The following is a 22,971-nucleotide window of genomic DNA, read 5'->3' as shown; positions in this document are numbered from 1 at the left end:
ACTTCTTATAGCATCCCCTTGAATGCTTTTCTCACCTGATTTTTATTACCGCTTTTACCGCTTGCTATTCTGCTCATTTTTTTGATTCCATGTCATGCTACCTTACTCATTCATTACTGCCAACCACTTTCGGAATGCACAAAAAAAGCCCTCGCTTTTCGCTTGGACTTTTCTTTGAGCAATGACTTTATCGTCATTGTTTTATTCTAACATATTTAGGCCCGCTTGTACCTCTTTTCTGGAGTTTGCTTTGTACTCACAATCGTTTTCTCCATCTTTGGTCGGCTTGCTTTGTGGCTCTTGATATTACGCTTTACCTTGTAGTCGTTGATACCCATTGCGTACATCACTAAACTTATCAACATTGACGCCAAACCCGTAAATACGGGACTTACGATGTACAGCACATCTCCTGCTGTTCCCGTCATCATACTTGGAACACTCATCCCAAATAGAAACATATCTAACATCGTCATCAGGATTAATCCTACATTCGACTCTTTCAATGTTCTTGCGGACAAGGCACCAAATACTACTGCCAATACATTAATTCCTATCATTACTTTTAAACTAAACATCTTTCTTACCTCGTCTTTCTTTGCGCTTTTCTATCTAACTACGGATTAACTCGGGATGTTTACATCTCACTTAATCCTATGTCCTTATTATGGCATCGTTAGCCTTATTGGCAAGCTCTGACGGATTGTGATTTTTGCTTGGTTTTGTTCGCTATGGAATGGATATTCGCAGTTCTTTCATCTTTTACGAACTTTCTAACGTGGCCAACTTCTATCATCCCCCTTATTACCGCCTAATCCTCCGTGGCCACTTTTCTTCCTTCGGATTTATTACCTACTTACTCCTCTTTTTCGCAAAAAAACAAGCGCCAAAAACGGCGCTTGTCATACATCATTTTTATACCCTAACTTACTCCTTAAATACACCATCTTTCGTTACCGTTATTCTCTTATCAGGTGTCGTTGTATCTCTATTGATACACAATATTCTGCCATCATAGCTCTCTAATTTCCCTTCCAAATCAAGTACAATTACCCGCTTGGCTGAGGTGAAATCTCCCCATATGTCGCCATTTTCATCTATTACTGTCAACATATGACCTGTTTGATTAATAATGTTCATATGCTTTAATCACTTCTTTTCCCTTATTTTCTCTTGTCACCATTAGAGCATTAACTAATTTTTGGTGTAATGCCAATTCTTGGGACGCACGTAAAGCATTGGCGGTAATACTTGCTACAACGTATTCGACAAATTTTCCGTACTCACCACTTGCATGAGATGGTAATTCTAGCCCGTATCCTTCAAAAGCTTTTGATAAAGCAGAAGCATAGTAATCAGATTTTGAGCCACCATCGCTACAAGTAAACGTAGCAATAAGGCAAATATATTGTTCAGTTAGCTTAATTCTATCTTCACTCGCATTTTCTACAACAACAACTTCAGGAATGCTAAGTAATCTAGTTAATAATTCTTTTCCTTCATCAGCATTAAAGTTGTTTAAATCAACATCACGATTAATGTTATCAATCGCCTTTTTAATAATTAATTTTTCTTGTTCCATAATGATACCTCAATACCTCTCGTTTTTATGTATTTAATTATCACATCTAAGCTGATTTCTGCAAGTTCTGACAGATACTAATCTGTAATACCACTTTACGATTTTCTATATCTGTTCTCACTTCAGATTTATAACCTAAAAAAGCTAGGACTTGATTGCCCTAACCTTTTATGTTTGTTACGATACCCACATTGTTTGATATTGGTGGTTGAAAATATAATCTTATGTTTAAGAACGTCATAGAGGTAAGCCATGACTATCAGGGCCAAACTAAAGCTATTAATGATGCGGTAGCTGTTGGTGAAAAAGTAAACTCCGCTAATAGTCAATTAAGCACTTTAATTTTTAGTTCCATTCCATTTTTAAAAGGCATTCATAAGATTCACCCGCATAATTAGCACATTCGATGTGATTAATTGCAATGTCACAAACTTTAAGTACCTCAAATATTTTTTCGGCATTTTGTAATCTGATAATATCATCAGTTTCTACATCGTTTTCAAAATTCCTTAGATATAATTTATAGTCATGATTCAGTTGATTAAATCGTTTTAAATCACTAGCCGTAGGCTGTAGTACATCTGAATCAATGCAACTATATACTTCTTCAAGATGTGTCCTTAATATTTGCCAGTCACGTAGACTAATATTATTTTCCTGTTCGTACTGTTTTTGTTGTTCCTCATCCATCAATGTGTACACATCGTCATTAATTGAAGGAAAAATATTGTAAAAAATCATAAGATCGTCTGTTAAAACATCATCATAAAAAGTAATATCATCAAGCCACAAACTTCCATAATTTGCCATTGTAAATTTTTCCTTTCTATTATTGTAATTTGCCATTTTAATTTGCTTATCTCATTTTCTTAAAAGATACTGTATCAAATTTATCTGTCTTATTATCTATGATATTATTTGAAATATTCTAGTTCATCACTTACATCAACAATTGCACAATGCCAGTTAATATTAATCTCAGGGTCTCTCATTAGTAAGTCAAGTTCTTTTTTAGTGAAAATTGTTTGACGCTTTTCAGGGTTGCTATCATCCCTCATAGTTCTTGTCTCAGGATAATCACTCCAATGACTGGTAAACTCATATTCTGTCAACCAACTATCTTTGATTTTGGTTTTCTTTACTACTAACCACGCACTAGGCGCAACCATAACAGCATTCTTCTGCATTTCTTTTTCCTCGTTTTATTAGATTATAATTTTATTATTACATTTTGGAAACATAGTGGCAAGTTTCAACAGAGATGACACCTCGAACAATTTTCTTCCATTGGGACACTAAATTTTTTTGATACTTTTAATATTAGTTAACGGAATGATTACTTTGTCACCTTTTTTTGTTGAGAATGATAATATGTCCTTCTCAACTTTATATTTATGTGTTAAATAACGCCAATACTCTTCAGACGACCTTAAATATCGTTTTACTTCTGTCGTTTCAATACAAAACATAAATCTATGTGCTTTTTTCGTTCGTCTTCTATGCACCAGAACCACCTCTCATTTCCTTCTCAATTGGAGCAAAACCTTTTATCAATGTTTCATCAGGGTCAATTCCCATAGTAACTTCAACTATCATGACTGCAACCATCGTATCTTCAATATAATGACCTAGATCAAGATAATTTTTTGCAAGAGCATTGCTAAGGGAAGAAATCATGGCTAAAAACATGTTTGTAGCTTGTGTTGCGTTGGTTTTTAAAGAAGATTGTATCGTCTTATTTTTTAGGGATGAATAATCCTCGTTTGAAAAAATCAAATCTCTAGTCAGAGAAATTACAATTAAATTAATTTTAAATTGGCTAGTATATTTTTTTAATTGTTCCACTTTTCTTTCATCCACACTTTGTTTAATACCTCGTACATTTTTGGCCAAACGTTCTAATAATATATTTTCCTTAATATTTCCTCTTGCTTGCAACCAGTTATTGGTTATCATACTTTTTTCTTTAATCCCCATTAAAATTTCCGCCTTTCTAACTTTATTAACAATGCTCAATATTCTTTTGTTACTGTTATTATAGTATTTTGACCTCTTTTTTGGTTAAAACTGACAAAAATAATTACTTTTAATTTATTTTATTAAATTGTAGTAACAATATATTCATTTTAAATGTTTTACTTTTTATTGTAGAAAAAAACTAGAAAAAATACTATAATGGACTTATCCATAAAATAACTTTTCAGATACATTCTTTTGTGAACCAATAGATCTAGAAACCACGTTTATCGTGGTTTTTTTGTTTACCATCCTAACTCTTGATACGAGCTATCATAGTACCACTTATAGTACCACCGATCATCCTTGACATGTAGATGCTCTATAAGGTTTCCATTCCTATCCAAAATGTTGTAGTACCAGTCAAGGTGGCCAACTTCGTCTCTTGTAATCACCACCCACCAGATAATATCCTCCGTCTTTGTACGGTCAATATTACGTTCTTCAAAATCTTTTAAATTATGCTGATTAAGGTAGCTATCAAACATTATTAGGAGAGCTCGATGATTTTCAACCCCAGTAACACTCAAAGGAATAAGGTGGGTTCTGTCCTGCCGATTTCCGCTTCTTGTACTAGGGAGGTTACTTAACTCATTTTCCCCTAGTTCTCCATCTGCGACAATATAACTTTCTAATTTTTTTCGTTCATTATTTGTAACACTTGTAGTTACTCTAGGAAACATACCTGCAAGTTGTGCATTGGGACTGGGGTTAGACTTTTTCCACGCTTTTTCAAAAGCTTCTTCTACTGAAGCCATATTTCGCATATCAATATGTTTTCCTTCTAGTCTATTATATAAGTCAATCCCACTTCGACTGTATCTGAATCCTTTCCCTCTCTCAATATACATCCCTACAACATGAACTCTATCTGTATGCTGCCAAACAACCGTCCCATGTTTCTCATGTTCAAGCAGTAGTAGCATATTTTCTTTATAGGTTAATGGGAGTTGAATATGCTCTTTTATAAGCGTTGGCTCACCGTTTATTCGTTTAACCATCTCTAGAAAGTTATTTTTAGCCCATTCCTTACTGACTGACTTAGCGATAATATCACCTTCTTTTCGTTGTTTTCACCAATTATAGCTTATTAACCAAGACTTACAACTTATGACAACTCAAAAATCCCCCTAAAAATAGGGAGATTCTTTTACTTTTTAGACTAGCATTTTTTCTTTTACTTTTTCTTCAGGTAAAGTAGCAAAATCACCATCCGTGCCATTCACAGTTGATAAAGCATTACCTGAATGGCGTTGTTTTTTAGATGCTTCTGCTTCCTGCTTTTCTTCATCTTGAGCAACTTTACCCTTGAGGCTATTAAGAGTAATCTTGAAGATTTTCTTGTTTTTAATTGTCATGGCAGGCACACCTTTATTGAAGACATCAAGGCCAGTAATCTTCTCGTTTTCTTCGTTTTCGATTGCCCACTCAGGATACTTGCGACATAAAGCTACAAGATCGTCCATAGAAATATCGGAGGCCGGCATTTCTTCTTCAGTAGGACTTTCGTATGTTCCAGAGTCAACACCTATATCGTTTATATCTTCTTCAGCCATAGCGATAATTTCTTCTCTTGTGGCAACGTACTTGTGAACGCCGAATAACTTAGTTAAAGCATCGTTAAGGTCATACATTTGATCGTCTGTCAAGAATGGACTATTTCCGTGTTCAGGGTTGTTTACACCGTGCATGATTGAGTAGAATTCACCGGGTTGTGCAATCAAGTCAGCTGGAATATTTGAATCAGGTAAGGCAATCTCTGCTTCAATCCGTTCTGACACGCTAAGAGAAATACGACCAGTAACGTTTGCCATAATTTTCCCGGGTAATTTTTCTTTTCTGGCGGTTTGGTTAGCTAACATTAAGCGAACACCTGTACTTCTTGCCATTTTAGTAATGTATTCTATTCGGTCTGTAACATTATACTTGGTGTAGTCGTCACCTTTCAATTCGTTATCCCTATCAGTAACTGCTGAGAACTCGTCGAAGACAAACAAGATTTCTTCCATTTTTTCATCAGGGAACTTTTTGTTAAATTCAGCAAGCTTAGATACCTTACGTTCCTTCAATAAGGCAATACGTTTACGAACTAGCATTTCAACATAACGCACTAAAGCTCGTGTGTACTCAATATCTTCTGAACCGTCAGCAGGTTGTGCCATAACAAATGGATTAGGGTGTTCTGCATCCCCATCTGAGCGCATAAATTCAAAAGAATTACCTTTACCATCGGCAAAAAGTACTTTTACATCTTCAGGAGTAACAGAATTCATCATAGAGAAAAGGATATTCATGATTGTAACTGTCTTACCAGATCCCGACTGACCAAATATGGCCATATGGGGATTAGCGTCTCCTAATTCAACATATATGACCTCTCCGAGAGCGTCAACCCCTGCAATACCCGAAATAAGAGTTTTCATCCCTTTATCACGTTTTTTAACCATTTCAGCGAAATCAACAGGGATGTTAATCGGTTCAGTTGCCCCGACACGCTGATTAGCAATTGAAACTGTTAGCATACCTGCCGAAGAACTAATAATTGGCTCACCTGCAACTTTAAGGAATCCTGCCATTTTCTTTTGTACATCTTTCCAATCATTAGGTAAATCAGGGTCACGAGGTAAAGTAAATTTGTAAATCGCTTGTGATCCACCTACGGCCACACTATCAAACGTAGCGTGAATTTTATTGGAGTTAAGAGCATTTTGAACATCATTAATTCGTGAGTTAGCAATTTCGATAGCTTCTTTGGTAGCTTCTTCAATAGTGTGACCAGTTTTTTCATCAACCGGAGCAGGCAAAACAGAAGAAAGGTCAAGGTTATTCCTAGCTATAAATTTAGCTTTCTCAACAGAAGTGTCACGTTTGTATTTATACTTAGCATTTGTTCTGATGCGGTCATACATAGAATAAGGTGTTAAGTGAATGAGATATCTGAGTGTATTTGCGTATGCTAAAAAGAATGTTGTTAGCATCCCACGCCCACCGTTAGTTTTTTTATTTTTCGGATCAAATGGATTAATAAAAATATCTTCCCACGATCCTAGATAAGCACCTGCATGATAGTTTACGTCACTATCGAAAACAAAACCGTTATCTTTGATGTTGAAAACTGGAGTATCTTGAAATTGAATGAACGGCTCATCAACCCGACTACCAAAATTCTTAAGCATATTTTGAATAGAATTATCTGTTTCGGTTTCTCTTGAGCGTAATACAACGATTTTAGCATGGCGATTGTTACGATTCCCCCCTACAGTTTCAACTTTAGAACGGGTATTACGCATTGCCAATGCTACTTGTTTTTTGGTCTGAGTAGCGGATGTACCACCCATTCCATCTTCAAATTTCTTTCCTTTTTCATCCCGTTCTTGAAGGGCATCAAAGTAAGAGTCATTGATATTTTCTTTAATTTTAGCTACAAATAATCGACTTGTAATGTAGTCAAAAGCAGGAGTGGCGTACCCTAACATATATTTCATAGTTAAAAGAGGATGTAGCAAAGCGTATGATACAATAATGTTCGCCCCTCTAACGAAAGCAATTCTTTGATATAACGACCAAAAGGCGATAACTGTAGCAATAGGATAAATAATACATATAGCTCTAAAGTAGATGGGAAACCACTTTACAAAGAAATTCTTGACTATAAGAATTGTTTGCCCAAATTTAGTACTAAGGAAGCTTCTCAAAGTTTCATCTAAGGTTGTTTTAGAAGCTATTGTGTACCAGATATTCCTTATAGCATCAAAAAATCCCATGCTCCGTAATGTGACGTAAATTATAACAACGATTGCAACTAGAATACCTATTTTTATACCTGTACGATAAATAGCATCTAAGTCCGTCCGCTTATAAACGACTTTGATTACTTGCAAGACTCCAAAATATGACCCAAAAACGATACTAAAAGGAGCAACCCAATTTAAAACAAAATCAATAAATGCCTGATTCAAGCTAACTCACCTGCTTTCTTTTTTGCCTTTGATTCTCTTTCTCTTGTAACAACTTCTTTACCGTACTCTTTGAGAGTTTGAGCTTTAAAGTTTTCTTCATCAAAGAAAACAATGTAAGGCATCTTAGGTGTTTCCTCTTCATCATGAATATGAGCGGTCATTTCTCGTAGCTTAGCCTCATGTTCAGGATTATTGACAATCATTACATACCCGCCATTGTCTGTTTTACCAATTTGTAGCTCTCCGTTTTTGGATAGCTTACTTATTTTTAATAGCTTAATAGGCATTTTATATGGTATTTCAGATAAAATATCTTCGTCTACAGATAAGGTATATTCTAATTCTGGAGTGGGATGCTTTTTAAATACTTTAAGGTTGATATTAAAGTTAAAACTTTTCTTTTTACCTTTATTCTTGTCCTTAGGAATTTCTCCACCATTTTCTTTAGCTTCTTGTTCTAAATTCCATTTGTACCATGCACGGTATTCCTCAATATATGATTTAAGGCTTAGTACTCCATAAAATACGAAGGCTAGAGCAATCGGTATCATAAACCATGCTAAAAGCCATTGAATGCGGATTAGTAACATAAATTGCCAGATAATCATATCTAAAGTGACAATAACTTTAGATACTACACTTTGATATAGCAAATATTGAACTCCAAAAGCCAGTACCAAACAAAAAATAATACTTAACAAACTTGTGAGTCCAAAAGTAATGTACCGCTTATAACCTAACCGTCCACTTACTACATTAAAAAAAAGCATATTTTCGATTGTAACTAGCAACATTATAATAAAAAATGTTGCCACATAACCGACCACACCCTGACCAATAATACTTGTCATTCTGTTACTACCTCCTCATAATTGCCACCATCCCACCCTACACATTTTCTTAATTACTAAGAAAATATTGTGTACTAAATCTGTTATTGCAGGTCTGCCCCTTGACTAAAGACTTCCTGTAATTCCTTGTAAGATCCATGTTCAATAAAAGCCTCTCTGTACTCCCAATTCCCGTTAACTGCATCTAGGTTAACTACTGTAGGAGTGTACAGATGCGGGTAAACAATTGTCATAGGGAAATTAGCTGTTAACCATCGTAAATCGCTTTTACTCATTTTACTTACATCAACCATAATGTAACGGGTATGATTATTCTTCATGCTTTTGTATTTGTAAAACTCGTGTGTAATTTTACCTTCCCACTTTTTGCAATCTTTACAGCCAGTTTTTTCAAAGACAAAAGTAACTTGTTGATGGTTTTTCATTGCATTAGCTAGTTGTTTTTTAGCATCTGCAAAGTTAGTATTTAACTTGTCATATTTAGAAAATGCTTCAACTGGATTACTGGTATTGTCAAAAATTGAGGCTTCATCATGCCCAAATAAAATTCCCACTCCAAATCCTAAAACAACAAGTCCCCCAACAATCATATATAGCGGGAAAAGTAACCTTCGATAGCTTTGAGCTTCTATTCCTGCCATGTACATTCTATCTTTCAACTTCATAATAATTACCCCCGTTTTTTGCGTTTACTTTCCCTAAATGCTCTTCTCAGCTCAATCTCTGGCTGACTAACATTAAAGCAACGTTCTTCGATGGGCCTTTCTGAATAACTTTCTTTAAAGCCATCATAGAGTAGTCTATCTCGTAAGAACTCGTAGGTAATCGCACGCTTAGGCTTGTCAAAAGTGTGATAATCCATAAGTTCTTTAAGAGATGTTTCAGTAGTCTCCGACTCTTTAAATCCTCGGTTAGTTAGCCATAAAGCAAGTCCAATCCAATTTTCTTGACCATTCGTAGCCTTACGCTTTTTTCTACTGATTTCGATAGTATTATCATCTCTACTCTCAATTTCCTTACGGTATTGCTGTTGCTCTTTTCTATCCATCTCGGCAAATAATCCTCGAGTTTTGCCCGGCTCACTCGGTAAGTGTTTTTTATGTTCCGTTTTTGTTGGATATAAAGTTTCTGTAGGATTGATATAATCGGCGTTTACCACATCTTTTCCCGGATTTGTTGTAATAACTTCTTCTGTTTTTTCTTGTTTACTTAAGTCTTCTGCTTGTTGAATTAAACTGATTCCATCCCAGATCAAGTTATTATCATCTTGATCATCTTCCTTAGCTAAAAATCCATGTTCAAATAGATACCAATCAATCATTCCACGATACCCTGAATTAACCCCTAAATCTTCATTTAGAGCTTCTATAATGTCGTTCGTGGTAATTACACCTTCTTGAGGTTTAAGTCGTTCTTTGAGCCAAATATCCACATATTTTCGCTCTTTAAATGATAATTTAGTAAATGCCATTCTTGCCATACGTTTTTTTACTGCTAATGCCATCCAAGTCACTCCTCTCTACTCTATCTCCAATAGCTTTGGCGGTACTAACTACGGTTTCTTCCATCAGATTTTTTTTAGGCTTAGGTACAGCCATATGCTTATAAGTTAATCGTTTTTCCTTAGCAGGAATGATTATCTCCGCTTCAATATGAATCAGAAAAATAATCACAATCAAACCATAAATAGTCATCACAAAATCTACTGCGTCATGCGCTCCTAAAATAACGTATTTCCCTATCATGATTAAAAACGTAATAAGGTAGCCGTATTCTAAAGATGAAAAGATTCTCTTTCTCTTAGCCAATTTTTGTTTAGCCAATAACTTTTTATTGACTAGACTAGGTCTTGATCTCATAAAAATCTCCTCTTTCTGCCAATCACTCAATCTAACTTTTATTCATTAATGGGGTTAACTGCTGTAAACTTAGCGGATTCACGGTTATAAGTAACTGTGTAAGCTTTTCGACCTATTTTTTTACTTCCTTGTGTAGTTAATTGGTACTCAACTTCAACTACACCGTTAATATTCGGGCCATCCACATTAGTTAAATAAGACTTGATATTTACTAACTTAGAATGAATTCCTAACATATCGAGAGACTTAGCACTATCTTCACCTTCACCAAAAAGCTTTGAATTCACTAGAATACTGTCATCGGCTAAAGGTTTAGCCTTACTTTTTCTTGCAAGGTAACTTTCTGATCCATTGTAGTAGTAGATAATTCCAAACAATTTTCTAGTTTGATTCGCTAAAGTTTCTGTAGCTACAATATTTGTTCCTAAAATTCTAGCCTCTTTATTACCATTAACACTTACGTATCTATAAGTTTCTTTTTTGACTTTAGATTGTTTTTTCTTGTACTCTTTATACACCACTTCAACATTAGAGTTACTTTCATTTACGGCTTTATTAGACGCTACCATCTTAACTCGAAAATAAATGCCTAGGCTCAACAGTAGAATTAAAGTTATAGATAAAAAGATAATAACAATATTTTGCGTCTTATTACTCATGTTCATGACTACCCGTACCTCCTTCTACCACTAAGCTTTGATATCTAATATCGGACTGAATTTTATTTTTAACGTTATAATCAAAAGTGTACAGTGCCTTTTGGTTTAAATTGAAACCCTCTTTAGAAAAACCATCAGGCAATTTGTAGTCAACCATCACCATTACAGGTAAAGTAGCTTTATCTACATCGTACTTTCCGAAAGAAACAATAACCTGATTAGCCTTTTCTACTTTTGGATAGGCTTTGCCTTCACTAAAAGTAGGAGCAGTATTGTTAAATACCGTACCTGCTAATGATGCTCCTAAAAGGTTACGCGTATTATTAGCATTCTTATTAAAATCTTCCTTTGTCTGCGTACTATAGGCTTCATTAAAACCATCAGTCAGTTTTTTACGTAAATCACCTTGAATGGTATCAAGGTTAATACCTGCAACTTGCTTTTCTAATTCTTTTCCATAATCAGAAACTTTTAACTCTTTTCCTTGTTTTTGGTAGGCTTTAATCTTCGCCTTATTCACTTCGATTAATTTTTGATTATTGGAGATTCCTTTAGGATATTGCGTAATTGCAAAAACTAAAGCACATAAATTTAAAATCCCTAAAATGACTATCATTGCTCTTTTCACTAAAACCCTTCCTTTCTTTACCACCATCTGTTAGCTTTCCAGAAATTCAAAGCCTCAACCCAACCGCCATAACGTGATTTTGCGTATTGGTCGGCCACTTTATCTTGGTGAGCAGGAGATAAGTCACCGCCTAATTTATCAAGCGTTAATTGATATGCACCGTAAACGTTAGGGTTAGAAGGATTTCTGGCTTGATAGTTACCACCAGATTCATGCTGAACAATAAATTGGCGTGCTTCTTCTTCCTTCTTAGATAATTTCAAAGTAGACTTGCCACCTTTGCCACCGTTATCTGATCCCCCATTTTCAATACCTTCTTTAATGGTTTGTTGCGGATCTAACCATCCACCGCTTGCGTCGAAAGAGTGAGAAACGGCTTCATCAAAATCCTTAGTGGTGATACCTAGGTGCAGGTGTTCAGTATCACGAATACCGATAACATCCCCCGTATCGACTGTATCGCCAACCTCTACTTTAATATTGCTCCTCTGTGTAGCAAACTCTTGATAAACAATGCTTAAATTGTCGTCACCCTTGGTAACTACATACCACTCTAGTCCACCGGCATAATCAATTTTTACAACTTTGCCACCGTGAACTGCGTGAACTTCGCTACCGGGGTGATCACTTGACCCAAAATCGAGCCCGTCGTGGAAACCGTTTTGTCTAAATTCACCACCGGGATGAACACCAAATAGTTGCCCCCCTGCAAATGTTCCTTCACCAACATCAGGAAACGGCCAATCCCAAGTACCGATACTTGCTTGTCTGAGTCTTCTTTTGCACATCCATTTTCATCGTTAGATGTATCTTCTTCTGTTTCTACCGTACCTAATGAACTTGAAATATCTTCCGCTCCATAGTACTTAGCTAAACCAGACTCGATATTAGCTTGGTATGCCGAAGCAGATCCACCTCCAAAATAATTACCAGCTTGTAGGTGACTTACATACTTACTAACGTCCTTACCAATCTTCTTTGTTTCTGAAACTGATCCACCAAGCATGTGACCTAAAATAGTAGCATAGGCATTAGCAAACTGTGCGTCATCCTTGAATTTAACAAAGTGGCCATCGCTTGTACCGTCCTCTTGAACGACACCACCATACTTTTCCCCACCAGGATTTCCTGCTAAAATAGCTGTCCAATCTCGATATTCAGCAATGGATTTCATCCCTGCCAAATCAGATTCAGATTTCCCGGCAACACCAAATTCAGCGTTCATTTGCCCGTAAATAATACCGGGGTCAATTCCTAATGTCTTACCAACTTCTTTAGCAATCTTCTTTGCCCGAGCTTGATAACCTTTAGGTTCACTCCATTTCATTTTGAAATACGGAACACCATTACTCCAAGCTTCATCAATCGAACCGGGTTTTAGAGAAGAACTGGATTTTGATGGGGAACTACTTGACTTTCCTATACCAACAGGTTCAGCGAAAGTAATATCATTGCTTTCGCCTTTATATGTTGAAAATTTACCTTTCACAACCCCCTTATTATCTCCCATTGAAATAACCTCAGTATCTTCACCATGCCAATCTTCTGCCAAAAAAAGGACGTGTGTAGAACTAGCAGCAATGTCTCCTGCCTTAGCGTTTTCCTTGCTAACTTCTTTGAAATTTTTATGCGCACCTTTTGCATCGGATGCCATAGCGCCTGATGACGGTGCAGGGTCAACACCCTTAACACCTGCCATAGTTAATACCAACGATACGAACGTAGAACAATCGATAACCTTACTGTCATCAACATCATCCGCAGACTGTGGGATGCTCCCATTTTTTCCATAATTTTTAATTGCACGGTCAAAACCGCCCAACTGGTACTTATCTTTAAATTTACCTACTAAACTTTCGGCAATTCCTACTATATCGCCCGTGCTTTCGCTTGTATCTTCTTCCGTATCTGTTTCGCATAATTCCCTAGCAGTACTTGATTCACCTAAGGCAAGTGCTGTTGTAGGTTGCGCTAGCGTAGTTCCAACCAATAAAAGTGAAAAAGATATACGGGATGCTAGTAATACTTTATTTTTTTCTTTGATAATCATGTTGTCCTAATCCCCCCTTTATCCAATTCGATATTCGTGCTGATAACAGAACTAATTCTGTCATAGTTGCGGTAAACAAAAAATACTCCGGGATATCTTTGTGATAATTGTCCTTTAGCAGTTGTTGGTAAATTATTAAACCACGGAACATTCACAAAATCATGATCCGTTAAGCCACCAATTATCAGCAAATCTTGAGCGTTTAATTGACCTGTAAAACGCTTAAAAGTTTCAGGATTTACCTTATCATTCCCTGACTCTTCAAAAACAACAACTTTACCAACGCCTCTTCGTTTCATAATATCTCTGTACTTGAGCAACATCTTTTCTTTGATGTCAACCGCATCTAATCCGTGAATAATAACGGATTCTCCTTCTAAAGCACGATTGACAACATAAGCCAGAGTATTAAGTAAAACTGCCCCTTTAACCCGTTTGTCATGAGATACACCTGATAAATCGTAATAAATATTTCGTTGGTCACGAGTATAAACATCAGGTAGTGTAGTCGTAGTATCAAATATCATCTTGTTCTTTTTAAATAAAGTATCCATTGTGCTATATAAGTAATCCGCCCTGTCATGAGCCTTTTCCCCATCTGCTTTACGCTTTGCTACATTATTCAGTAAAACTGGTAAAAATGCTTTCATTGTTGGAAATTTATCATGGTGTTCATCAGCTAAAATCTTTTGTGCCGAACGTGGATTATTTTCTGGATCGTCTGTGTAGATACCTGATCCCTTTGCATTGTTAATATACCAGTACAGTAATAAGCGATCTAATTCCGAACGATAGAATTTACCTTCATCTGTATCTTCATCAATACCGGCTAAGAGCATCATCATGTTAACTGTCTTCTCCATAGATGCTTCTGCATCGTCTTTAACGGTTTCTGGTGTCCCAAAAACTTCAAGGGGGTTAATAGATTCATGTTTCATATCGAAAACTAAGCTATCTGGCAAAATATATGAGTAGTTATTTAGCAAGATATGGTGAGTTCGTTTCCCGTAAATCCCTTGTTTCTTATCTCCCAACCACAGTGCTTTACCTAATACAGTGGCCATGGTTGATCCGCCAAATTCTAAGGGGCTTGGCTGAGTACCTAAATTGTCGAATTTAACATTTGCTGAAGTATCACCCGAAAAGATAACAGCATTTCGAATATTTGCGAGGTTCAAGCGAGCATATTGGTTAGGAATAATCGAGTTTATATCCCGTCCAATGTTTTCACCATCTTCGTCCGAAAATCCTGAACTAGGTAAGAGTAAGCGAGTGGCACTCACTGATAACATGGAAGAGGTATGCCTTGCATCACGTATAGGAGCATCAAATAAGTCTCTCAGTGTTTCTAATTGCAAACCGGTCTTACGAACGAGCATAACGCCTTTAAAAGCATCATTCTTGTATGCGTCTCGTAATTCTTCAAGAGCTAACTCGATATTTTCAGGACTAGAGGCTTTAACTATTAAAAGTAAATCCTCATCTACAATCGTTTCTTCTTTACCTGCTAATATACCTGCAAGCTGTAAATCACGTACACGTTGACTATTTTGATTTTTTTCTCTAGCATTGGTTGTTTCTTCTTCTGAATAGCCTTCTGAGTTTTCGTTAATACGATGTGAAATGATATCTTGTTCAGTATCCTTATCCATCCCATGTTGACGAGTAATAAAGATGAATTCTCCGTGTCTGATTGTATCTCTTGGAATAACATTATTTAACCAACCGATGGGAGCAGGATTATTCGTACCGTATTCAAACATTACATCAAAGACAGAGATGACGGTGTTCCTACCCACAAATAAGTAAGAGTCATCGTCAACATACCCAAATGGTGAGGTAAAACCAGCTTCCCCATTGAAACCCGTATCAAGTTTCCGCTTCAATTTTTCCATTCTTTTCTTGATTTTTTTACGTTCTTTTTTTGTCGTAACAGTTTCAAGCTCAGCTTCTAACTGCTTAATTTCAGCGGTGATTTCACGATTGCGCTTTTGCCTTTGTATTTCTTTTTCGGAATCAGTTAACTTGGCATCGTCTTTCTTTCCTAGAATCCCCCTTAAAATACTATTTATCCCCTTTGTTACCTCATCTTTTTCTACCTTACTTCTTTTGTTAAACACTTTTTTCACGTCCTTTTACATATAAATTTCCTTAATGGCCTTCTTAAGTTCCGCACCCGATAAACGGTAGTAGCCAACAACTAAACCATTTCTAAACTGAATTTCTAAGCTATTCATTCTCTTTTGAAGAATTTCTAAAGAAGGAGCGGATAAAACCATCGTAGTTACAATTTTTTTATTATTAGAATCTCTAATTGATTTTTGGTAACGTCTATTTCGCTCAATAATCATTGCTTGCGTTGCGTTATCTGGTAATTCTAATTTGGTTGCTTCAACTCTAGTGATACCGACCGCCGTTGTTAAAGTAGTATCACGTTCCAAGTTAGCCAAAACATTTGCATCTAAATTAGCATATCTTTCTAGCTCATTATCAAAAGAAACTGGTGAATAAACCCCTGTTACTGAATACAACGCTAGATAGGTAATCCCGTCTGCAGTATCTCGTACTAAAACATCTTTAGTATCAACATTTTTAGCAAATCTAAATGGGCGTAACTTTTCAGGTGCAATAGTTCTTCCAAAACGATCAAATCTCCGTCTTAAAAAGTGAGTACTTACTTTGAATTGCATACCTTGACTAGGATTAACAAAGAACACTTGTAAAGCAATACCTATAATGCTCAGCATGAAAATAACTAAAGCAGGGATATTTTGTAGCAAAATCTCAGTGTACTTTGATCCTATGATAAAAACTACAAATACCCCTAATAGAACTACTACAAAAGACATGACAATAGTCCCCCATGTTGAAACTAAAACGTCACCTAAAGCTCCTATATGATCTGAAATAATTCCAAATCTTTTTAACATATCTGAACCTTTTGCTCTTAACGGGAATTTGTTACCACTATATGCGTACTCTTTTTGATTCTTTTCCATACCTAAACTTCCTCTCATATTTATGAAATTTGCACTAACCATTATTATTTTGGAATAAATACTTTTAAATAATATTTGTTAATAAAAAATATTATTTTTAGATATAAATTAATCCTAAGAAACAATTATTATTCCTAAATAATATTGGTTAATACAAATTAACAAAAAATAATTTGTATTAAAAATAAAAGGACAGGAGCGTCTTCCTCCTGTCCTTTTACTTAGTCACTAATCAGTGATAAAAACGGTTTTAGTTGTGCCATTTTCATCTGTATATTGACCGACATTTTCCCCAGTTCGTAAAATGCTATAAGTTTCACCATTAGGCAAAGTCTTATTGAACGAATTTCCGACAGCAGTACCGTTTGATGATACCTTGTAAATAGTATTCTCTTTATCAGAAGGCTCTTTTACACTTGTGGTACTTTCGGCGGTACTCGATGAACCATCGCTAGTCGTAGAGGATGAACCAGAAGTCGAGGATTGTTTGTCAGATTTTGACTTACTTTCTTTATTTAAATTTGAGTGAGATGTTGACGCTACAACTTCTGATTGTTGTTCTGACGATGTTAAGTTATGCAATACAGCATAACCGCCAATCCCAAGTCCACCAATGATTGCGATGGATGCAGTCACCTTCAGCAAGTTGCTAGCCCAAGAAGATGATTTCTTTTCGGACTCTGGTTTGTTTTCAACAGGCTTTTCACTTTCAGTTTGCGCTTGTAATTGTGCTTGTTGCATTTGTTGAACTTGCATCTGCTGTGTTTGAGCTTGCGCTTGTTGTTGCATTATCATATTTTGTTGCATTTCTTGAAAATTCTTAGCTTCTAAGGCCTGATACTTTTGCTTTTGCTCTTTGAGTTCATTTTCCTTAGCTCTAAGATTTTCCATAATTGCACTAATTTGTTCGTCCTTGTCCTTCAAGGCTTGCTCATGGGCTTCATTCATCTTAATGATTGAGTCATTTTGAGCATCAAGTTCACGTTGCTTCTTAGCATTTTGCGAAGATAATTCAGTGTTTTCTTCTTGTAGTTTCCGTGTCTTGTTTGCCACATTTGATGCCGTTTCAGCTTGTACTTCTTTTTCAAAAGTATCACGCAAGTTTTGCATATTTTCTTGCATAAGAGCAATTTTTAATTTAGCTTGCTTAACCTCATCTTGTGATTTTTCTTTTTCAGCCTCAAGAGCCTTATATTGCTCTGACTGATCAAAGTCAAATTGCTTGGCTAATTCTTCCAACTTCTTGATTTCTTTTGCGTTTTCTTTATCATACGCTTCTAAAATATCTTCAATTGAAAGATCATCTAACGCATTATTTACTGCTTTATTTTTCAACGCAACAACGTAGTCCTCATAATTTTGTTTATGTTTCTTACGTTCTTCATCATTTAAACGGGCGCTCTTAGCTTGATTAATCTCAATATTTTTGTTGAGCGCATCTAAGTTCTTAGAGTCAAATTCTGCTTCCAAACTGGGTTTCATTGAATCAACATATGCCCGTTTACGTTCGTCATACTCTCGTTGGTATTTACTTTGAATTTCTGCATTAGTTTGTTTTTGACGGATATCAATGTCTGCTAAAGACTCTTCTAATTCAGATTTTGCTTTATCAAGCATTTCTCGTAAATCAACGTTCTCTACTCTCGATTTAACTTCAAGATAACGATTGTAGACAGACAAAATTGTCTTGTACCACTCATCATTAACTCGATTTGAATATGCTGTAATTTCATCTAACAAGTGCCCCTTGATAAAGGGATCATATTCCGGTACAAAAGGCTTCCCTTCTGCTTGTTCAACCGCTTCGGTTGCACGTTTTAATAAAGTATTATCAAATTCTGGAATATTCTTAATGCTTGTGTCTACTACCTCTGGTTTAGTTTGTTCACGCTGTTCCTTACGACTATGAACTACTTCCTCAGTTGGTGTCTGTACTTCGTTTTCGCTATCTTTAACAGAATTACTTAGCAAATCGTCTAATTCGCTAGTTGCGTCTGTACTTGATTCAGGTGGTTCAGGCACTCCTACTGAACTAGATAATAGCTCTCCACCTTCAGGAGAAGAATAATTCTTCTCAAAAACAGCATCAATATCAGCATTTGCTAATTCTTGATTATCTAAGAACCAACCAATAAGTTCTGCCATATCTTCCAGAGTAAAACCATCTTGACTCTTCTCAGCATCCCCGCCAATTTCAATAAGTGCTTGACGGTTGATTTCCAAACCATCCCCATAATACTTAGTATCTTGATGGTTATAGACAACGAACTTAATACGTAAACTATTACCTTCGTCTTCAAGCGAGAAAACAATATCTTGAAAGACACTATCTAATTCTTCAATAATTGGTATCACAATGGCTTTGCTATCGCTAACCTTAACTAATTCAACACCTGCATCCTCAATGGCGTTTGTAAGCGCCTCATAACTTTCAGATGCAAGCCTCGAAATAAGCAAGCCATACTGTAAGTCTGATTTGCTCACGAAACCCCTTCTTTCTTAAAGCATTTGTTATTTTGTTGGAACAGAATCCCCAACGTTCTTGAATGTTGAAATAATTTGATCTGCACCCCAGTAAAGGAAAATTGCTCCAACAGCACCTGTAACGATACCTACAACGATCGCTCCCCAGTCTTTGGATTTCCCTTTACCTTTAAAGCCTTCCCAGAAATCTCCAACTCCACGGGCAATAAGGGCAAAACCGACAATTAAAAGGAGTAATCCTAACACCCACTTACCAACGTTATTAATTAATGACGTTGCATCTAACATTGGTAAAGTTGTTAAAGTAGTAGTTACGAATTCTGTAGTTAAAAAATTAACCATAAGTCAACCTCTTTTCTATAATTGAATTACCTTTATTTTACAATTACTTTTCCTTTTTTTCTAGTAGTGACAATAATTTTGTTGAAAAAAAAGTTATTTTTTATTTTATTAAATTGCGAAAAAAATAATAACTAACGTTGATAACGCTTGATATTATTGACTTCTAACGATGTGGATTCTCGTGGGAATATTCCAAAATTAATACCATTTTTTACCTTGCCACTTGCTAGCATTACCACGGCCGTTAAAAGCATTGTCATTTTCAGGTATTCCTCCAAATTGATACCAAGAAGAGTTAACCCATGTTTTGATATAATCAACATCCGCTTCAAATTCAGAAAAGGCATTATTCAAAGCGATGTACCCCTTGTCTTGCGCTTGTAGTAAACGTACCGTACTTTGCCATATTTTAAGGCTATATCCCTTTTTTGTGCGTCTTGTTCCGAATTGATTCAAAATATCTGTTAATTGCAGTAAGAGTGATTTACACTCTTCACTAGCCTTCGAGTGACGAGGCTGTTTAAACTCGATTGAAGGTGAGTTGTAGGTATAAGCTAATTCATTGATTCGAGGAACATTTAAGTACGTATTTTGAAATGATCCTCTGCTATATTCTCCAAGCTCAACAATAACATTTTCAGGCATACCTACATTCGCACTAGGGATTAATTGCTCTACATCGGGAACTTCTGGTAATTCGATAAAATCAAACTTAAGATTATCTTTCCGCCAGTAGTTAGGATCAGATTCAAATAATTCTTTTGCCTCTACCAGTTCTTTGTAGATATCATCTACATAATCAGTTACAGGCCTACCGCTAGTATCTTTAGCGTAATCATCCGCCCACGATGAAACGTTGTTAAATGGGATTTTAGGGTAAAACTCCATTGCATCAGCTCGTTTAAGCAAACTGATAATCACATCACGATTAGGAGTGAAGGTGATAGTCGCTTTTTCGCCTTTACCCGTTACCTTGTAGCTATAAAGATTGCTACAGGGAACATTAGCATAACTGTTTAAAATCGACATAGTTTGCGACATTTTTTTTCGGTCAATCGGACTCTGATTTATTTTGCGAACAAATTTAGTCATAGCACTAAGATTGCTGAAAATTACAGATTTAGCTACCGACAGTTCATCGCTAACTTTGTCAATATTTTCTGCATCGTCATAAGTCAGAGAGGTTACCTGTCGCACTAAACTTTCTACTCGTCTAAGACCTCGATTGTAAGTTTCTCTCGCTTGCTTAATCATAGATTTTTCAAGAGTGACTGCGGGCATAGCTACTCGTCTTAAGTCGTAATTAATCACAGTTATATCCTCAGTTATTCTAGAACCTTCTTGCAAGCGTAAAAAGTTACGGACAGAGTTTCTCCAAATTCTAACTTCATGGTCATTATTTTTCTTGTCGCTTTTTGCGTTTAGGAGTTCTGTCTTTAGCGCAATAATATCCTGAAAAAGTGATAGCTCCTCTGCTACTAAACTTGCATATTTACTTGATGATGCCATTAATTAACCTCGTTTCCCTGCCATTTTTCGATATAAATCATTAATCCCTTGGGCGTCTTTTGGACGAGCAGGGACATTTGCATTATAACAGTTTTGGAAGGTTGATAGCATTGATCGGTAAAGGTAATTTTGTAAATTAGATACTTTTCCAGAGCGCAAGCGGTTATATACGCTTCTCAAAGTTTTAGCAACTTCATCTTGTACAGATTGATCTTCAAGGAAAATGTCGCATGATAGTGTTTTTTCAACATAAGCTTTGGCATTCATGATTGTTTTGACGGTAACTTCTAATTCTTCCATGGATGTAGACCATAATTTAATCAAGTTAATAGTTTCTGGACGTAGTGGGGTTAACCCGCCTTGTTGGTTACTCATAAAGCTTGTAGCATGTTCCAATAAATCTTGATTTTGCAGTCTGATTTGTTCTTCGGTGAATTGTGGCACAGAAGAAACTGATTTTTGATTTTGTGTTTTGGCAGAATCTCCCTTAGTATCTATATAGTATCTATTAGTATCTAAATTATCTAGATATAGATAGAGTTGGTTTTGCAAACTTCCTTGATTTACCGGCATTTCTGGGAGTTTGTTTTTTAAACTTCCTTGATTTACCGGGGTTTCTTCGGAAGTTTGTTTTTTAAACTTCCTTGATTTACCGGGGTTCTTTGGAAGTTTGTTTTTTAAACTTCCTTGATTTAACAATGTTTTCTCTGTATTTTCGACAGAATTAATGCTGTTTTTTTCTGTAAAGGGTGTTTCTTTTTCTAGGAAAATTTGACTGTCAGAAAAATCTGATGCAGTTGGTTCTGGGAAAATTTGACTATCTTTTGCTCCGTTAGCAAGGTGGTACTGATAAACAGCTTCTTGTTCCTCTAAGCTTAATAAAGCCAATTTTTCTCGATTATCGATGAAAAAGGTGTCTTTTTCAGTTACCTCTGGGCGGAGTAAGTATAATCGGGATGCTTGGTTAGCTTGTCGTTCTTGATAAAGTAAACCGTGATTCATCAATTCTTGTTTTACTTTAACTGCCTTGTTACGTTTGCATCCCAACAGATTTTCGAATTGTTTGATTGTGTACACGAAGTAAATTCGTCCTTGTTTATCAACCCAACCATTTTTGGCAGAGTAGTTTTGCCGATCCATTAAAAACCCATAAGCAACTTTTGCGTGAACAGACATATCTTTGTATTTGGGACTAACGAAAAATACATCTAGAAGTTTTTTGAATTTTTCTCCGTATGTTGCTTGAACTGTATACGCGTTAGTTAAAACTGATTTTTTCATAATTTTCCCTACTTTCTATTAATTCTTATTTTTTTAAAACACGAAATAATATTAGTTGTTAATTTATAACAACAAAAAACATTAAATCTTATTTAGAAATAAATATTGTTATTTAAAAATAAAATCATTGCCTTTAAATGTTAATTTATCACTATTAACAACAAGGGCAATATGTGACAGAATTTTAACATCTCTTTTGTTGACTAAAAAAGTCATAGCGTGTAAGATGGTTGTAGTGGGATGATGTAACATCCCTTTTAAAGAAAAGTCCGAGAACAACTAGCGGACTATAAAATAGTTAGCAATTAAAATGTGAGACATGCGTGAGGCATGCGATTCTACCAACTGCTATTAGCAAATTAGCAATTGAATATTTGACTGTGTTACTAGCGGTTGAATATATGATTGTATTATTGGCAATTGGATATTTGATTATTACTAGCAATTGAATATTTAGTTGTGTTACTAATTTAGTTGTGCTACGTGCAAGTTATTGACCTTGCGAATAGATGATTTTCTATTGATTCTGTGGTGAGAATCAATAGTTTTGATTGCGAGTGGTATCGTAATCATGCAACGTATCTTACTGTGGTGGTAAAACGTTGTTTCTTTTGATGAAATTTTGGTCTGGCTGTTTTCAGCCAGATTTTTTTTGACCCAAAAACTTCTTTGTTATTTCAATATAATCATACACTTTATGTAAAATTAAGACAATTACTTTTTTAAATATATATATAATCGGAAAATATAAT

The 22,971-nt window shown here is 35.7% G+C and carries 21 protein-coding genes; all 21 read right to left on the bottom strand.

Features of this window, described 5'->3' with window-relative positions:
• Positions 1 to 215 precede the first annotated feature (215 nt).
• On the bottom strand, positions 216 to 560 hold the full coding sequence (locus tag JCM10991_RS07700; protein ID WP_162149505.1) for a hypothetical protein: 345 nt from the start codon (positions 558 to 560) through the stop codon (positions 216 to 218).
• Between the two features lie 367 nt (positions 561 to 927).
• A complete protein-coding gene (locus tag JCM10991_RS07695; protein ID WP_025021057.1) occupies positions 928 to 1,140 on the bottom strand; it encodes a hypothetical protein in 213 nt (70 codons plus the stop codon).
• Entirely contained in the window at positions 1,127 to 1,582 is a 456-nt protein-coding gene (locus tag JCM10991_RS07690; RefSeq protein ID WP_025021056.1) for a hypothetical protein, read from the bottom strand. Before JCM10991_RS07690 ends, JCM10991_RS07695 begins: the two co-directional genes overlap by 14 nt.
• 345 nt (positions 1,583 to 1,927) lie before the next feature.
• On the bottom strand, positions 1,928 to 2,428 hold the full coding sequence (locus JCM10991_RS07685; protein WP_155889601.1) for a hypothetical protein: 501 nt from the start codon (positions 2,426 to 2,428) through the stop codon (positions 1,928 to 1,930).
• A gap of 68 nt (positions 2,429 to 2,496) precedes the next feature.
• Positions 2,497 to 2,769 carry a hypothetical protein gene (locus JCM10991_RS07680; RefSeq protein ID WP_025021054.1) on the bottom strand — a complete coding sequence of 91 codons (273 nt, stop codon included), beginning with the start codon at positions 2,767 to 2,769 and terminating at the stop codon, positions 2,497 to 2,499.
• 310 nt (positions 2,770 to 3,079) lie between these two features.
• Positions 3,080 to 3,559, bottom strand: a complete 480-nt coding sequence (locus JCM10991_RS07670; protein ID WP_056986816.1) for a hypothetical protein — start codon at positions 3,557 to 3,559, stop codon at positions 3,080 to 3,082.
• Positions 3,560 to 3,843: 284 nt separating this feature from the next.
• Positions 3,844 to 4,599: a hypothetical protein gene (locus JCM10991_RS07665; protein ID WP_025021051.1), complete on the bottom strand. Its 756-nt coding sequence runs from the start codon at positions 4,597 to 4,599 to the stop codon at positions 3,844 to 3,846.
• Positions 4,600 to 4,755: 156 nt separating this feature from the next.
• Positions 4,756 to 7,074, bottom strand: coding sequence for an FtsK/SpoIIIE domain-containing protein (locus JCM10991_RS07660; RefSeq protein ID WP_162149504.1), 2,319 nt, complete (start codon positions 7,072 to 7,074; stop codon positions 4,756 to 4,758).
• A gap of 479 nt (positions 7,075 to 7,553) precedes the next feature.
• Positions 7,554 to 8,408, bottom strand: coding sequence for a hypothetical protein (locus JCM10991_RS07655; protein ID WP_025021049.1), 855 nt, complete (start codon positions 8,406 to 8,408; stop codon positions 7,554 to 7,556).
• 83 nt (positions 8,409 to 8,491) lie between these two features.
• A complete protein-coding gene (locus JCM10991_RS07650; protein ID WP_025021048.1) occupies positions 8,492 to 9,073 on the bottom strand; it encodes a hypothetical protein in 582 nt (193 codons plus the stop codon).
• Positions 9,074 to 9,078: 5 nt separating this feature from the next.
• The gene (locus JCM10991_RS07645) at positions 9,079 to 9,912 is read right to left on the bottom strand and encodes a hypothetical protein (protein ID WP_025021047.1); all 834 of its coding nucleotides are present in this window, start codon (positions 9,910 to 9,912) and stop codon (positions 9,079 to 9,081) included.
• The gene (locus JCM10991_RS07640; protein ID WP_025021046.1) at positions 9,866 to 10,267 is read right to left on the bottom strand and encodes a hypothetical protein; all 402 of its coding nucleotides are present in this window, start codon (positions 10,265 to 10,267) and stop codon (positions 9,866 to 9,868) included. Before JCM10991_RS07640 ends, JCM10991_RS07645 begins: the two co-directional genes overlap by 47 nt.
• Before the next feature lie 38 nt (positions 10,268 to 10,305).
• Positions 10,306 to 10,932, bottom strand: coding sequence for a hypothetical protein (locus JCM10991_RS07635; protein ID WP_025021045.1), 627 nt, complete (start codon positions 10,930 to 10,932; stop codon positions 10,306 to 10,308).
• Positions 10,919 to 11,581 carry a hypothetical protein gene (locus JCM10991_RS07630; protein WP_025021044.1) on the bottom strand — a complete coding sequence of 221 codons (663 nt, stop codon included), beginning with the start codon at positions 11,579 to 11,581 and terminating at the stop codon, positions 10,919 to 10,921. The genes JCM10991_RS07635 and JCM10991_RS07630 overlap by 14 nt, the downstream gene beginning before the upstream one ends.
• On the bottom strand, positions 11,572 to 12,342 hold the full coding sequence (locus JCM10991_RS14885; protein ID WP_081781969.1) for an aggregation-promoting factor C-terminal-like domain-containing protein: 771 nt from the start codon (positions 12,340 to 12,342) through the stop codon (positions 11,572 to 11,574). Before JCM10991_RS14885 ends, JCM10991_RS07630 begins: the two co-directional genes overlap by 10 nt.
• A 1,258-nt stretch (positions 12,343 to 13,600) precedes the next feature.
• A complete protein-coding gene (locus tag JCM10991_RS07615) occupies positions 13,601 to 15,724 on the bottom strand; it encodes a hypothetical protein (RefSeq protein WP_025021041.1) in 2,124 nt (707 codons plus the stop codon).
• A gap of 15 nt (positions 15,725 to 15,739) precedes the next feature.
• Positions 15,740 to 16,603, bottom strand: a complete 864-nt coding sequence (locus tag JCM10991_RS07610) for a hypothetical protein (RefSeq protein ID WP_025021040.1) — start codon at positions 16,601 to 16,603, stop codon at positions 15,740 to 15,742.
• 228 nt (positions 16,604 to 16,831) lie between these two features.
• The gene (locus tag JCM10991_RS07605; protein WP_025021039.1) at positions 16,832 to 19,087 is read right to left on the bottom strand and encodes a hypothetical protein; all 2,256 of its coding nucleotides are present in this window, start codon (positions 19,085 to 19,087) and stop codon (positions 16,832 to 16,834) included.
• 27 nt (positions 19,088 to 19,114) lie between these two features.
• Positions 19,115 to 19,429: a hypothetical protein gene (locus tag JCM10991_RS07600; RefSeq protein WP_025021038.1), complete on the bottom strand. Its 315-nt coding sequence runs from the start codon at positions 19,427 to 19,429 to the stop codon at positions 19,115 to 19,117.
• 198 nt (positions 19,430 to 19,627) lie between these two features.
• Positions 19,628 to 20,938, bottom strand: a complete 1,311-nt coding sequence (locus JCM10991_RS07595; RefSeq protein ID WP_025021037.1) for a hypothetical protein — start codon at positions 20,936 to 20,938, stop codon at positions 19,628 to 19,630.
• Positions 20,939 to 20,941: 3 nt separating this feature from the next.
• On the bottom strand, positions 20,942 to 22,219 hold the full coding sequence (locus JCM10991_RS14535; RefSeq protein ID WP_025021036.1) for a replication initiator protein A: 1,278 nt from the start codon (positions 22,217 to 22,219) through the stop codon (positions 20,942 to 20,944).
• Positions 22,220 to 22,971: the final 752 nt, after the last annotated feature.

It is taken from the genome of Ligilactobacillus equi DSM 15833 = JCM 10991, assembly GCF_000615765.1.
Classification (GTDB): Bacteria; Bacillota; Bacilli; order Lactobacillales; family Lactobacillaceae; genus Ligilactobacillus; species Ligilactobacillus equi.
This window is presented reverse-complemented; position numbering and strand designations above follow the sequence as displayed.